Genomic DNA, 15,113 nt, shown 5'->3' with positions numbered 1-15,113 from the left:
GATTTTCCGTTAGGAAGGGATCGATACGGCTGATGGATGGCTGCGGCGGCATGCCAGGATGACCGCAGCCAAAGCCGTCAACGGGTTTTCAACAGGTCTCGGATCTCGGTCAGCAGCTGGATGTCGGCCGGGGGCGGCGCTGCCTCCGTTGCCTTCTGCTCTTCCCTTTCCAGCGACTTACGCAGCGTGTTCACGCCCTTGACCATCAGGAAGATAATCCAGGCAAGGATCAGGAAATTGATGACCACAGTGATGAAGTTGCCATAGGCGAAGACGGCACCCTGTTCGCGGGCGGCGGCAAGCGATGTCGCCGTGACCTTGCTGCTCAGGGGCAGGAAGTAGTTGGAAAAATCGAAGCCACCGAACACCACGCCGACCAAAGGCATGACAATGTCCTGAACCAGCGAATTGACGATCAGGCCGAAGGCCCCCCCGATGATGACGCCGACCGCGAGGTCCATGACGTTGCCACGTGCAATGAATGACTTGAATTCGTTCAGCATACCCCTGCTCCTTTGTCATGCTGTCCACCGCCGTCCCGGGCAGTGCCTGCCTGTTATCGTTAACGAAAATCAATTCATTCGGAAATGGTGATTTTCGCTTCGCGCCGGATTCTCTTCGACTTAAGATCAAGACGCCGAGCGATTTTAAAATACGCAGACATCCCCTAGAGTTCCCTAGGGGTGCGATGAGGAGGAAAGCGTGCTTCCTGGCTGGATCATCGTTGTCGCGGCGCTTGGCTATCTGCTGTTCTTGTTTGCGGTGGCGAGCTATGGCGACCGCAAATCGAAGATCACCGGCGTTCCGGCCGGCGGTCGACCGATGGTCTACGCGCTGAGCCTTGCCGTTTACTGCACCTCCTGGACCTATTTCGGCGGCGTGGGGCTTGCAGCCGAGCATGGGCTGGAATTCATGGCGATCTATATCGGGCCTATCCTGATGTATACGCTCGGAATGCCGATCCTTCGGCGCATCATCAATCTTGCCAAGACCGAAAAGATCACCTCGGGCGCAGACTTCGTTGCTGCCCGTTACGGCAAGAACCCCATTGTCGGGCTATTGGTCACGATCATCTACCTTGTCGGGATCATCCCCTATATCGCGCTCCAGCTTAAGGCCGTGTCCAGTTCGGTCGCCGCCGTCATGGACCCCTCGGCCTATGGGATCGGCACGGGCAATCTCTACTTCATCGATCTGCCGCTGATCGTCGCCTTTCTCCTTGCCTGCTTCGCCGTGGTCTTCGGCACGCGGCACACGGATGCAACCGAACACCAGGACGGCCTGATCCTGGCGATTGCAATGGAGTCGGTGGTCAAGCTGGTCGCATTCTGGACGCTCGGCATTTTCGTGGTGTTCACGCTCTACGACGGACCGGCGGATCTCTGGCAGAAAGCGACCGAGAGCCCTGCCGTCATGGCAGCCCTGTCGCACCAGACGCCGGCCAGCCGCTGGATCCTGCTGATCCTGCTCTCGGCGTTTGCCATCATCATGCTGCCACGGCAGTTCCATGTGACCGTGGTCGAGAACCGCACGCCGCGCGAGCTGAAACTCGCGGGCATCCTGATGCCGATTTACCTGATTGCCATCAACATCTTCGTCCTGCCGGCCGCGATCGGCGGTGTGCTGACGTTCGGGGGCGGAGGTGATGCCGATCTTTACGTGCTGTCGCTGCCGCTTGAAGCGGGCAACGGGCTGGTGACTCTGATCACTTTTATCGGTGGCTTCTCGGCGGCGACCGCGATGGTCATCGTCGCCTCCGTCGCGCTTGCCATCATGATTTCCAATGACATGGTGCTGCCGATCTTCCTGCGCCAGCGTCTGCTCGGCCGACCGAGCCAGCGCGAGGATTTTGCAAAGACGCTCCTCCATATCCGCCGGACCGCCATCTTCGGCGTGCTGCTGCTCGGCTATGTCTATTTCCGCTCGGCCGACAATACGACAGGACTTGCCAAGATCGGGCTTCTCTCCTTCGCCGCCATCGCCCAGATCGCGCCGGCGATGTTCGGCGGGTTGATCTGGAGACGAGCCAATGCACGCGGCGCGATTGCCGGCCTGACAACCGGCTTTCTCGTCTGGGCCTATTTGCTCTTCCTGCCCAGCCTCGGTGCCACCGATCATTCCTGGATCGCGTCCAGCATGCTGGGTTTTCTGCTGCCGGGCCTCTCGATGTTCGAGACACAATATGCCGACCCGCTGGTCAATGCGACGATCTTCAGCCTGTTGATCAACACGCTCGCCTTCGTCGTCGGATCGCTGAGCCGCAATCCGCGCCCGGTCGAGCGTATCCAGTCGGCGATCTTCATCAAGCGGCAGCCTCGCTCCAACTTTGCCACACGCGGCTGGAAGACCAGCGTCGCGGTCGGCGATCTGAAGGCCGCGATCGCCCGCTATCTCGGCAATGAGAGAATGGAGCGCTCCTTCCGGTCTTACGAACAGGCGGCAGGCCGGAAGCTGGCGGATGACAGCCCCGCCGACATGGCCTTCATCCATTTCTCCGAACAGCTTCTCGGCAGCGCGATCGGCTCGTCCTCGGCCCGTCTGGTGTTGTCGCTCATCCTGCAGAAGGCCGAGGACCCGTCGGCCGACACCGTGTGGCTACTCGATCAGGCATCGGAAGCCCTCCAATACAATCAGGACATGCTGCAGACGGCGCTTGCGCAGATGGAGCAGGGCATCGCGGTCTTCGACGCATCCGATCGACTGACCATCTGGAACCGTCGTTTCCGTATCCTTCTCGATCTGCCGGAGCATGTTGGCCAAGTCGGCTTTCCCCTTGCCGACATGATTGCCATCCTCGCCCAGCGCGGCGACGTGGCTGCCACCAATGTGGCGGCCGTCATCCATGGATTTCATCAGTTCGACCATCCGTTCCAGATGGTGCTGTCCGGGGGCAAGAGGATCATCGAAGTGCGCTGCAACCTCATGCCAGACCAGGGATTGGTCGCGACGTTCAGTGACATTACCGCCCGGGTCGAAGCCGATCAGGCGCTGAAACAGGCAAACGAGACGCTGGAGCAACGGGTCAGCGAGCGCACCGCAGAGCTTACCCGGGTCAATCATGCTCTGGCCGAGGCGCGGGCAGCGGCCGATGAAGCGAATATCGGCAAGACCCGTTTCTTCGCCGCAGCCGGACACGACATTCTGCAGCCGCTGAATGCGGCTCGACTCTATTCGTCGTCTCTGGTCGAACGCCTTGGAGACTCCGAAGACAGCGCGTTGGTTGAGAACATCGATTCAGCGCTGGAATCGGTTGAAAGCATTCTCGGTGCGGTTCTCGACATCTCCAGGCTCGATACCGGCGCAATGAAGCCGCGTTTTTCCACCGTGCCGCTCAATAGTCTTTTGCAGAAAATTGAAACGGACTTTGCGCCCATGGCGCGCGAGAAGAACCTGAAGCTCGTGGTGATGCCGACGAAATTCTCGGTGCGGTCAGACCCGACCCTCTTGCGCCGGTTGATCCAGAATCTGGTGTCCAATGCCATCAAATACACGCCGGCCGGACGTATTGTGGTCGGGGCGCGGCGTCAGGGCGACAAGGTGGTGATCCAGGTGACGGATTCCGGCATCGGCATCCCCTCCTCCAAGTTCCGCACGGTGTTCAAGGAATTTGCCCGGCTGGAAGAAGGCATGCGGACGGCGTCCGGGCTTGGCCTTGGACTGTCGATTGTCGACCGCATTGCGCGGGTGCTGCACCATCCGGTGGAACTGGCGTCCAAGCCCGGCAAGGGTACAACCTTCAAGGTGGTCATGCCGCTGGACGTGGCGAAACCGGCATCCGACGGCGTGGTTAAACTGGCGCCCGAAAGCCGCAACACACCGTCGCTGCAGGGCTTCCGCGTGCTTTGTATCGACAACGAGCCGAAGATCCTTGAGGGCATGCAATTGCTGATCTCCGGCTGGGGCTGCGAGGTCACCTGCGCCGGCTCGATCGCCGAGATGGACACACTGCTGGAAAACAGTCCCGCACCCGATCTGGTCATCGCCGACTATCATCTTGGCGATGGCAGCGGCATAGGGGCAATCCTGCGATTGCGCGCGCTAACCAAGGCGGACATGCCGGCACTGCTGATCACTGCCGATCGTTCAGCGGAAGTCCGGGCGGAAGCCGAACGTCATTCGATCACGCTGCAGCACAAGCCGGTACGCCCCGCTGCTCTCCGGGCCTTCATGACGCAAGTCTCCTCGCAACGCCGAGCGGCGGCGGAATAGGCTACCGCTTTTGCCGCTAAAGGCGAGCATAGTCCCGTTCGCCGTCACTCCTGACGTCCATCTGACCTTCGTCTTCCGGAGAATAGCGGAGGGCCGTAAAGCTCACTATGTTGGGTTGATCCGACGCAGCAGGGAGGGCTGACGAAGGCATGAAAATCGCTATTTTGTCCGACATCCATGGCAACCGACAGGCCTTCGAGACCGTGCTTGCACATGCAAGGGCGCGGGGTGCGGAACGCTTCGTCATACTTGGCGACATCGTCGGCTATGGCGGTGATCCGAAGTGGTGCGTCGAAACCTGCATGGCCATGGTTGCTGAAGGCGCGATTGCCGTGCGCGGCAATCATGACCAGGCGATCAGCGATCCCTCCTATGCCATGAACGCGTCTGCCGGGATCGCAATCGACTGGACGCGCGTTACGCTCGAGCCGTCGCATCGCGAATTTCTAGCGCGTCTGCCGGTTTCCGCCACCGATGAGGATCGGCTCTATGTGCACGCCGAAGGTTCCGCGCCTGGCCGGTTTACCTATGTGCATGACCGCAGCGACGCTGATGCCCACTTCAAAGGTTGCAGTGCGCGGCTCAGCTTCTGCGGACATGTGCATGCGCCGGCACTTTACGGGCAGGGTCTGGGCGGCAAGGTCACGACCTTCGTTCCATCGTCCGACATCGGTATTCCTGTCGGTCCGCCGCGACGCTGGCTTGCCGTGATGGGTTCGGTCGGTCAGCCCCGCGATGGCAATCCGGCGGCGGCCTGGGCCCTTTACGACACGCAGGACTGTGAGCTCTCCTTCCGCTGGACCGCCTATGACATAGACGGCGCGGCAAACGCGATCCGTGCCGCCTCATTGCCGGAAGGGCTGGCGCTCAGACTTTACAGGGGACGCTGACGCAGGACGGGCAAGGCTCGGGGCCGGGGGACGGGGAATCGCATGGCACGCACACGGATCGACGAGGGCGACGTTATCGACGGCTTCACGCTCGGCAAGCTCGCCCATACCGGCGGCATGGCCAAGCTCTATGAGGTGACCCATCCGGACCATACCGGCCCCCTCCTGATGAAGGTTCCGCGGATCGGCTCCGGGACCGACCCCGCCACCATCGTCGGCTTCGAGATGGAGTTGATGATCCTTCCGCGGATCAGCGGCCCGCACGTGCCGCGCTTTGTGGCGCGCGGCGACTTTTCGCGCCAACCTTACATTGTTGTTGAACGACTGCCCGGCAAGTCGCTCTATCCCATGCTGGAGCGACTGCCGTGTTCCCAGCCGGAGGTCGTCGAGACCGCCGCGAAGATCGCGACCGCACTTACCGACCTTCATCGCCAGAAAGTCGTCCATCTCGACATCAAGCCGTCCAACATCCTCTTTCGCGATACCGGTGAGGCCGTGCTTGTCGATTATGGCCTCGCCCGCCATCTCGAGCTTCCGGATCTGATGGACGAGGAGTTTCGCCTGCCCTATGGCACGGCGCCCTATATGGCGCCCGAACAGATCCTCGGCGTGCGGTCCGATTTTCGCTCCGATCTCTTCGCGCTCGGCGTATTGATGTATTTCTTCTCGACTGGGCGTCGGCCCTTCGGCGACCCGCAGAGGATGAACGGCCTGAAGAAGCGGCTCTGGTGGGATCCGCCCCCGCCCCGCGAGCTCAATCCGATGGTCTCCAAGGCGTGCCAGGAGATCATCCTGCGCTGCCTGGAGGTCAACCCTGCGCGTCGTTACCAGACGGCGGCCCAACTCGCCCTCGATCTCGGCAATCTCTACGGTGTCCGCCTCACGGCCCGCGCGGAAAAGACCAGCCGGGACGGCTGGCGTCAGGTGGTGAAGCGCATGCTGAACCCCGATCCGATCGAGTTGATCAAGCCGAAAGGGGCGACCGCCCTTCTCGCTTCTGCGCCCATCGTGATGGTGGCCATCGATCTGAATGCGGCGAGCCAGGAATTGGCCGAGGCATTGCGGGAGACGGCAAAGAGGATCATCCGCAATTCGCCGCATGCCCGCATCGCCTGCGTCAACGTGCTGAAGATCGCCCGTCTTGCGCTCGATGACGACCTAGACGCCGAGGGCAACAGCAAACATGTGATGCGGCTTGCTGCGCTAAAGCATTGGGCAGCGCCGCTTGGCGCGGACGAGGCGGACATAACCTACCACGTGCTGGAGGCCGTCTCGCCGGCCCAGGCGATCCTCACATTCGCACGCGACAACAATGTCGATCATGTGGTGATGGGCGCAAGGGCCAACTCGACGCTGCGCTCATTGATGGGCAGCGTCTCCGGTGAGGTGGCGGCATCTGCCCCATGCTCCGTCACGGTCGTCCGGGTGCGCGGCGCAAGTGCTCCGGTCGCCAAACAAAGTTCGATCATTGAGGGTGAAACCGATCTCGCCGGGCATGCGTAGACGCTTCGCCCCGGCCGAGAATGCTCCTATAACCGCAGCGACCACACCGTCGCCTGCGTGACGGTCCCCTGGGTCGCGACGAGCCGTAATCCCCGCACTGGCTCAAAACCTGCGATGCGTTTTGTGCCGGCCAAACGCCCACCATCGGCGAAGACCTCAAGCGAGCCGTAGTCGAGGAAGACCCTGATACGTTTCACCCCAGCGGCCTTTGCAATATAGCGCGGCCCTGGCGGCTCTTCCGGCCGGTCGAGAAAGCCGTGCAGGATTTCCAGACCTTCCGCATGCTGGGCGAGCGCCAGGCGCATCTCGGGGTGATCAAATTCCAGCCGGAATTCCGCGCCGGGCTGGTCCAGCTCGAAGACCACTTCAGCAGCGCCGTGCGGCAGTTGTACCGATTGCCCTGCCACCAGCCGCGTGCGGTCGATCATCCGGGCTCTCAGGCTTTCCGCTGCCCCAATGGGCGGGGTCAGCAGTTCGCCACCGTCCAGAACCAGCGTCCGGGGCAGGCTCATGGCCGAGGGAAAATCGACCGTCGGGCCTGTGTCGGCCCAATTGCCGAGCCAGCCAATGCCGACCGGTGTGCCGCCATCGACGAAGGCCTGAAAGGCATAGTTATCGGTGCCGAAATCCAGTTCACGCCCGAATTCCTTGGCGAAACTCCGCCCGTCAAACCAGCCTATATCGATCATGGTCAGGTTGCGGCGCCCGGTTTCCTTGTCCTCGCCATTCATCAGGCCATAGATGAGCGCCCAGCGCGTTGCGGGGTCCCGTGCGTCGCCATCGACCGGCAGAAGGCATGGGCATTCGAGTGCCGAGGTCTGATAACGCGTCTCAGTGTAAAGCTTACCGAGATAGGTCCATCCGTCTGCGGCGGTGTTGTCAGTGGTCTCGTACAGCAGCACCACGCCACCCTCGGCGCTCTGGCTGCCGAGTAGCATCTTCCAGAGCCCATCCGGACCACGAAAGACATAGGGATCGCGAAAATCGAAGGTCAGCCCCTCTCCATCCGGCCTGTGCGGCAAGAGAACTTCGGCAGCGCCGGCGCTAAAAAGATCGGTCGAGGTTGCCGTCAGTTGGATTTCCTGTTCCGGAATCCGGTCAGCGATCTTTTCGGTGAAGAAGACGCGGATGCCTGGCCCGTCGGGTCGAGCGATGGCCGAACCCGAAAAGGCGCCGCCGCGCTTATCCGGCCGGACGGTCAATTCCTCTGAGGGAAACAGGAAGACCGGGAGGTGGCGCCAGCGCAAGTAGTCGGGCGAGACGGCATGGCCCCAGTGCATATTGTTCCAGATGCGGCCATGCGAGTAATGCTGGTAAAACAGATGCGGCCTTCCACCAAAGCGGCCAAAACCATTGGGATCGTTCATCCAGCCGAAGGGCGGACGGAAGTGATAGCCATTCGGCAAGTCGGGTGGTTCATTCGCTGGGTTGGTGTGGATGACGGTGATGCCCGTTTCTAGGACGTCGGACGGGGTGAACCAATAGGCGACTGAGACAGAGGTGACCGCCGTATCGTAAGCGAGCGTCACGGTGCCGCCGCCGAAGACATGATAGATGCGGAAGGAGTTTTCCTCGGCATTGACCGCCTGAACCTCGCCGAACTTGCCATTGACGCTGTAGAGGGACACGGATCCGGGCTCGGCCGGTGTGACCGCCTTCAGCCACAGGTGCAGCATTGCATTGACCGGGAGATCCACATCGATGGTTCGATAACCTTCCGGAATGGCGTGCGATATCGTCATGCTTGTCTCCTGCCCCTCATGCCCGGCTGCCCATTTGAGCATTCAACGGGCCATCATGGTTTCCTGTTCCCTTAGGCCCCGTCACAGAGGTTTCAGAAAAACGTCATGGCCGTTTCACGCGAAGCACCTATCGCCGCAGAACGCGATCCACGGACGAGGGAGACCCGCCATGCGCCTTGCCATGCTTTTTGTCAGCCTGTTCTTTGCGCTTGTCGCGGGTGCCGCGAGCCTTGCGCGGATCCCGGCTCCGATGCATGCAGCCCTGATCCACGAGCGGCTGACCCATGCCAACCTGTTTCGGGATCATGTGATGGTGGTGGCGCATCGGGCCGGCTGGAAGGAGAAAGGCAAACCGATGCGGGCGGAAAACTCCTTCGCCGCCATCGACCATGCCTCCGCGATCGGCGTCGAAATGGTTGAACTCGACGTTCGCCGCAGCCGCGACGGCGCACTCGTGATCATGCATGACGAAACGCTGGACCGGACGACGACCTGCAAGGGCAAGGTTGCCGAGCGCGATCTGGCGGACTTGAGGACCTGTCGCCTGATTGTCGAAGGTGCGCGCGAAGTCACCGACGAACATGTCTTCACACTGGAAGAGGCCATGCTGCATGCGCGCGGCCGGATCATGATCAACGTCGACAACAAGCTGGAGCCCGAGGCTCTGGTCGAGGTCGCCGACCTTGCGCGACGGCTCGACATGACGGGTGGTGTGCTCCTCAAGATGGCGATCTGGAACCCGGAGCGGCTGCAGCTTGCCCGCGACATCCGCCGCGCGATCGGCCCCGAGATCGCGTTCATGCCGATCCTGGCCGACGACGCCGTGACCGAGACGGCCTTTGTCGACCGGACACAATCGGCACTCTCTGCGCCAGCGGCCGAACTGATCCATTGGCACCGCGATGCAAGCTTGCCGGTCACGCCGGATGGCGGCCCCCTGCTTTCACCGCTGTCGCGGGCTGCAGCGATCCGCAACAACACCCATTTGTGGATCAACACTTATGCGATCACCGACCGGCCGGAAGGCATGGTGGCCGGCGGACGCGGTGACTATCTCGCACTGTCCACGGGACGCCCGCAGGATGTCTGGGGCTTCTTCGTCGAGCGTGGTGTGACGATCATTCAGACAGACGAGCCGGAGGCGGTCATCGCATGGCTCGACGCACAGGGCCTGCGGCGGCCTTATGAGCTGACGAACTGAACTCTTTGCTGCAGAAACGGAAAAGGCGGCCGAAAGCCGCCTTTTCTCAATATCGATAGACACTTGCTTCAGGCAGCCTTGGCCGCATCGCCATAGGGGTCAAACCGTCCGTAGAAGGTCTCGCCCTTCGCAGCCATGTCCTTCAAGAGCGGCGTCGGGGTGAAGTGCGCGCCGTAGTCCTTCGCGAGACGCTCGCAGAGTTCCACGAAGGTCTTCACGCCCATGCCGTCGATATAGGACAGGGCACCGCCGGTGTAGGGCGCAAAGCCGAAGCCGAGGATCGAGCCGACATCAGCTTCGCGCGGGTCGGTGACGATGCCTTCCTCGACGGTGCGGGCGGCTTCGAGCGCGATGGTGGCGAGGAAGCGTTCCTGCAGGGTCTTGACGTTGACGGCGTCCGGCTTCTGCTGCGGATAGAGATCCTTCAGGCCCGGCCAGACATGCTTCTTTGCGGGCTTTGCCGGATAGTCGTAGAAGCCCTTGCCGTTCTTGCGGCCGAAGCGTTCTTCCTTTTCAACCATGCGGGCGACCAGTTCCATGTGGCGCGGGTCGATCGCCTTCTCGCCGAGGTCGGCAACAGTGGCCTTCAGGATCTTGTAGGAAAGATCGATTGCAACCTCGTCGTTCAAGGCGAGCGGACCGACCGGCATGCCGGCGAATTTCGCGGCATTCTCGATCATGACAGGAGGCACGCCTTCGATGAGCATGTTGTAGCTCTCAGCCATGTAGCGCAAGACGCAGCGGTTGACGAAGAAGCCACGGGTGTCGTTGACGACGATCGGGGTCTTCTTGATCGCAGCGACATAGTCGAGGGCCACGGCCAGCGCCTTGTCGCCGGTTTCCTTGCCGAGGATGACTTCCGTCAGCATCATCTTCTCGACCGGCGAGAAGAAGTGGATGCCGATGAAATTGACAGGGCGCTTGGAGTTCTTGGCGAGACCGGTGATCGGCAGGGTCGAGGTGTTGGAGGCGAAAATCGCGCCTTCCGGCAGCACGGCCTCGACCTTCTCGATCACGGCCTTCTTGACGTCGCGGTCTTCGAACACGGCTTCAATGACAAGATCGGCATCGGAAAGCGTGCTGTAGTCATCCGACGGCGTGATCAGGGAGAGAAGCTTGTCGCCCTCGTCCTTGGTCAGTTTGCCCTTGCCGACGGCGCCGGCAACGAGGCCTTCCGAATGGGTCTTGCCCTTCGTCGCTGCTTCCATGTCACGGTCAATCAGCACGACATTGATGCCGGCTGCGGCCGTCACATAAGCGATCGAGGCGCCCATGAAACCGGCCCCGACGACGCCGACCTTCTTGATCTCCGACTTCGGCTGACCGGCCGGGCGACGGGCGCCCTTGTTCAGCTCCTGCATCGAGACGAAGAGCGAGCGGATCATTGAATAGGCTTCGGTGGTCTGGACGATCTCGGTGAAGTAGCGCTGCTCGATCTTCAGGCCCGTATCAAAGGGCACCTGCAGCCCTTCGTAGACGCATTTCAGGATCGCGAGCGCTGCCGGGTAGTTGCCGGCAGTTTCGCGGCGCAGGATGGCGGAAGCAGCGGGCCAGAGCTGGGCTGCGGCCGGGGTCCAGATGCCGCCGCCTGGAACCTTGAAGCCCTTCTCGTCCCAGGGAGCAACCGGCTTCAGACCATCCTTGATCATCTGCTTTGCAGCATTAATCAGTTCGCCGGGTTCGACGACCTGGTGCACGAGGTTCATCGCCTTGGCGCGGGCAGCCGACAGCGTCTGGCCCGTGGTCATCATCTGGAGGGCATCCTGCGTGTTGGCGAGACGTGCCACGCGCTGCGTGCCACCGGCGCCGGGGAAGATACCGACCTTGACTTCCGGCAGGCCGATCTTGACCGACTTCGCGTTCGACGCCACGCGGCCATGGCAGGCGAGCGACAGCTCGGTCGCGCCACCCATGCAGGTGCCATTGATCGCCGAGACCCACGGCTTGCCGCAGGTTTCGATCTTGCGCCACAGCCAGGTCATGCGGCCGGCGGCGTCGAAGAGCTTCTGGACAGCGGCGGCCGGGTCCTTGGCCTTTTCCTCTTCGAGCATGGAGAACATGCCCTTGATCATGGTGAGATCGGCGCCACCGGAGAAGGAGGACTTGCCGGAGGTGAAGACGACGCCCTTGATGCCGTCATCGACGCAGGTCTGATCGACAATCTTCTCGATCTCGTCCATCACTTCCACGGTGAAGACGTTCATCGACTTGTCAGGCATGTCCCAGGTCACGAGGGCAATGCCGTCTGCGTCGGTCTCGATGGTGAAGTTCTTGTAAGTCATATCTTACTCCTCCCGGGAAATCAGACGCGTTCGATGACGGTGGCCGTGCCCATGCCGGCGCCGATGCACAGGGTGACGAGGGCCGTATTCAGATCGCGACGTTCCAGTTCGTCGAGCACCGTGCCGAGGATCATCGCGCCGGTGGCACCAAGCGGATGGCCCATGGCGATTGCGCCGCCGGCGACGTTCATCTTGGAATGGTCGACTTGGAAATGCTGCATGAAGCGCAGGACGACGGCGGCGAAGGCTTCGTTCAGTTCGAACAGGTCGAAGTCGGAAATCTTCATGCCGGTGCGCTTCAGGAGCTTTTCCGTCACATCGACCGGGCCGGTCAGCATCAGGGCCGGATCGGAGCCGATATTGGTGAAGGCGCGAATGCGGGCGCGGGGCTTCAGGCCCATGGCCTCACCACCCGCCTTGGAGCCGACGAGAACGGCAGCAGCGCCATCGACGATGCCGGAGGAATTGCCGGCATGGTGGATGTAGTTGATGCGCTCGATTTCCGGGTGTGCCTGGATGGCGACGGCTTCGAAGCCGCCCATTTCGCCCGGCATCTGGAAGGAGGGGTTGAGGCTCGCCAGCGACTGCATGTCGGTACCGGGACGCATGTGTTCGTCGCGATCCAGGATGACGAGGCCGTTGCCGTCTTTCACCGGGATCACCGACTTGTCGAAGTTGCCGGCCGCCCAGGAGGCGGCGGCGCGCTTCTGGCTCTCGACGGCATAGGCATCGACGTCATCACGGGTGAAGCCATATTTGGTGGCGATTAGGTCGGCGGAGACGCCCTGTGGCATGAAATAGCCCGGGAAATTGACCGAGGGGTCCATGTACCAGGCGCCGCCGGACATGCCCATTCCGACGCGGGACATGCTTTCTACACCGCCTGCGATGACGATGTCGTCGGAGCCGGCGAGAACCTTGCCTGCAGCAAGGTTGATTGCGTCTAGGCCGGAGGCGCAGAAGCGCGAGATCTGGATACCAGGGGCAGAGAAATCATAGCCGGCCTCGAAGGCAGCCGCCTTCGGGATCACGGCGCCGGCTTCCATGACCGGGTCCACGCAACCGAAGATGATGTCGTCGACGGTCGACGTGTCGAGGCCATTGCGGTCGCGAAGCGCTTCCAGCGTCTTGGCGGCCAGGCGCGGCGTCGGCACTTCGTGCAACGATCCGTCCTTCTTGCCGCGCCCGCGGGGCGTGCGCACGTGGTCGTAAATGAAGACTTCAGTCATCGTCTCTCTCCCTTGGGCGCGTAGGGGCGCCGGAATTTTACTGTCCTCTGCCTGCCGTTCTCTGGGCAAGGCGGGGCCGCATCCTCGGGTCAACCCTCCCCTTATGGGGAGGGTCGGAGCGCAGCGACGGGGAGGGGGTTATCCTTACAAGGCCCCTCCCCATCCCTCCCCACAAGGGGGAGGGAGCAGGTCGCGCAATCAAAACGCTTCCGCGGCCATTTCCATCAAGCTGTCGGCGCCGGTCTCGATGCGGGCCTTGCGCAGCGCCGTCTCCGGCATGACCTTCTCCATGTAGAAGCGGCCGGTCAACAGCTTGTTCTTGTAGTAATCGGCATCACCCGAACCGGAGGCGAGGTTGTCGTTGGCGGCCTTCGCCATCTTCGCCCACATGTAGCCGAGGACAACAAGACCGAAGAGGTGCATGTAGTCGGTCGAGCCGGCGCCGGCATTGTCGGGCTTGGCCATCGCATTCTGCATGAACCACATGGTGGAAGCCTGCAGGTCGTTCAAGCCCTTCTTCAGGCCCTTGGTGAAGAAGGCCATCTTCTCGTCGTTGCGATGCTCCTCGCAGAAATCGCCGATTTCCTTGAACAGCGCCATGACCGCCCGACCGCCGTTCAGTCCGAGCTTGCGGCCGACGAGGTCGAGCGCCTGGATGCCGTTAGCGCCTTCGTAGATCATCGCGATGCGGGCATCGCGGACATACTGGCTCATGCCCCATTCTTCGATGTAACCGTGGCCGCCATAAACCTGCTGGGCCATAACCGCATGGTCGAAGCCCTTGTCGGTCAGGACACCCTTGAGGATGGGGGTCATCAGGCCGAGAACGTCGTCGGCAAGCTGCTTTTCAGCGGCATCGCCCGAGCGATGCGCGATGTCGGACTTCAAGGCGGTCCAGAGCGTGAAAGCACGGCCGGCTTCGTTGAAGGACTTGATGGTCAGCAGAGCGCGGCGGATGTCCGGATGCACGATGATCGGGTCGGCCTTCTTTTCCGGCGCCTTGGCACCGGAGAGAGAGCGACCCTGGATGCGTTCGCGGGCATAGTTGGCAGCGTTCTGATAGGCGATTTCGGAGATCGACAGGCCCTGCAGACCGACTCCAAGCCGGGCCTCGTTCATCATGACGAACATGGCAGCCAAGCCCTTGTTCTCGGCGCCGATCAGATAACCCGTCGCCTCGTCATAGTTCATCACACAGGTGGCGTTGCCGTGGATGCCCATCTTGTGCTCGATAGCACCGCAGGTGACGCCATTGCGTGCGCCGACGGAGCCGTCGTCGCCGACCATAAACTTCGGCACGATGAAGAGCGATATACCCTTGGTGCCTTCAGGCGCACCTTCGATGCGGGCAAGCACCAGGTGGATGATGTTGTCCGACATGTCGTGTTCGCCGGCCGAGATGAAGATCTTCTGGCCCGAGATCTTGTAAGTGCCGTCGCCATTCGGAACCGCCTTGGTGCGCAAGAGGCCGAGGTCGGTGCCGCAATGCGGTTCGGTGAGATTCATGGTGCCGGTCCAGACACCCTCGACCATCTTGGGCAGATATTTCTGCTTCTGCTCGTCGGAACCATGAACGAGGATCGCGGCGATCGCGCCCTGGGTCAGGCCCGGATACATCATCAACGCCATGTTGGCCGACGACATGTATTCGCCGACGGCGGAATGCAGCACGTAAGGCAGACCCTGGCCGCCGTATTCGGCCGGGATCGAGAGGCCCAGCCACCCCCCCTGACAGTAGGCGTCATAGGCCTGTTTGAAGCCCTTAGGTGTTCTGACCGATCCATCATCCGAACGAACGCAGCCTTCCTGATCGCCGGAGAGATTGAGCGGGAAAAGCTGCTCTTCTGCGAGCTTGGCGGCCTCTCCAACGATCGCCTCGATCATGTCAGGTGTCGCGTCCTCGAAGCCGGGCAGGTTGTTGTACCGCTCGAGACCAAGGACGTCGTTGAGAATGAAAAGCGTGTCGTTTACGGGGGCCTTGTAGACAGGCATCGGTCATCTTCCTCCAAAGACTTCGGTTCCGACGGGATCGGACTGATCTGGCTTATACAAATAAT

At 61.6% G+C, this 15,113-nt stretch carries 9 protein-coding genes; 4 read left to right on the top strand and 5 right to left on the bottom strand.

What is annotated here, in order from left to right; all coding sequences use genetic code 11:
- Positions 1–77 precede the first annotated feature (77 nt).
- Positions 78–503 carry a large conductance mechanosensitive channel protein MscL gene (gene mscL, locus FJQ55_RS02495; protein ID WP_140826145.1) on the bottom strand — a complete coding sequence of 142 codons (426 nt, stop codon included), beginning with the start codon at positions 501–503 and terminating at the stop codon, positions 78–80.
- Between the two features lie 199 nt (positions 504–702).
- Between mscL and FJQ55_RS02490 the strand changes: the two genes are divergently transcribed.
- The 3 genes from FJQ55_RS02490 (at position 703) to FJQ55_RS02480 (ending at position 6,602) form a co-directional block, all read left to right on the top strand.
- Positions 703–4,209, top strand: coding sequence for a PAS domain-containing hybrid sensor histidine kinase/response regulator (locus tag FJQ55_RS02490; RefSeq protein ID WP_140826144.1), 3,507 nt, complete (start codon positions 703–705; stop codon positions 4,207–4,209).
- 149 nt (positions 4,210–4,358) lie between these two features.
- Complete coding sequence (locus tag FJQ55_RS02485) at positions 4,359–5,099, top strand: metallophosphoesterase family protein (RefSeq protein WP_140826143.1); 741 nt, start codon at positions 4,359–4,361, stop codon at positions 5,097–5,099.
- A 42-nt stretch (positions 5,100–5,141) separates the two neighbouring features.
- Positions 5,142–6,602, top strand: coding sequence for a serine/threonine protein kinase (locus tag FJQ55_RS02480; RefSeq protein WP_140826142.1), 1,461 nt, complete (start codon positions 5,142–5,144; stop codon positions 6,600–6,602).
- A gap of 26 nt (positions 6,603–6,628) precedes the next feature.
- On the opposite strand, the gene FJQ55_RS02475 is transcribed toward FJQ55_RS02480, so the two are convergent.
- Positions 6,629–8,344: a GH32 C-terminal domain-containing protein gene (locus FJQ55_RS02475; protein ID WP_140826141.1), complete on the bottom strand. Its 1,716-nt coding sequence runs from the start codon at positions 8,342–8,344 to the stop codon at positions 6,629–6,631.
- Positions 8,345–8,513: 169 nt separating this feature from the next.
- Between FJQ55_RS02475 and FJQ55_RS02470 the strand changes: the two genes are divergently transcribed.
- Entirely contained in the window at positions 8,514–9,545 is a 1,032-nt protein-coding gene (locus FJQ55_RS02470) for a glycerophosphodiester phosphodiesterase family protein (protein ID WP_140826140.1), read from the top strand.
- Positions 9,546–9,613: 68 nt separating this feature from the next.
- Here FJQ55_RS02470 and FJQ55_RS02465 read toward each other — a convergent pair whose 3' ends face one another.
- The 3 genes from FJQ55_RS02465 to FJQ55_RS02455 all read right to left on the bottom strand — a co-directional run bounded on the left by FJQ55_RS02465 (position 9,614) and on the right by FJQ55_RS02455 (position 15,048).
- Complete coding sequence (locus tag FJQ55_RS02465) at positions 9,614–11,827, bottom strand: FAD-dependent oxidoreductase (protein ID WP_140826139.1); 2,214 nt, start codon at positions 11,825–11,827, stop codon at positions 9,614–9,616.
- Between the two features lie 20 nt (positions 11,828–11,847).
- The gene (locus FJQ55_RS02460; protein WP_140826138.1) at positions 11,848–13,056 is read right to left on the bottom strand and encodes an acetyl-CoA C-acetyltransferase; all 1,209 of its coding nucleotides are present in this window, start codon (positions 13,054–13,056) and stop codon (positions 11,848–11,850) included.
- 198 nt (positions 13,057–13,254) lie between these two features.
- A complete protein-coding gene (locus FJQ55_RS02455) occupies positions 13,255–15,048 on the bottom strand; it encodes an acyl-CoA dehydrogenase C-terminal domain-containing protein (protein ID WP_140826137.1) in 1,794 nt (597 codons plus the stop codon).
- Between the last annotated feature and the right edge of the window lie 65 nt (positions 15,049–15,113).

This window comes from Rhizobium glycinendophyticum, assembly GCF_006443685.1.
Classification (GTDB): domain Bacteria; phylum Pseudomonadota; class Alphaproteobacteria; order Rhizobiales; family Rhizobiaceae; genus Allorhizobium; species Allorhizobium glycinendophyticum.
The sequence above is the reverse complement of the archived record's forward strand: the minus strand, read 5'-3'. Positions and strand labels throughout refer to the sequence as shown.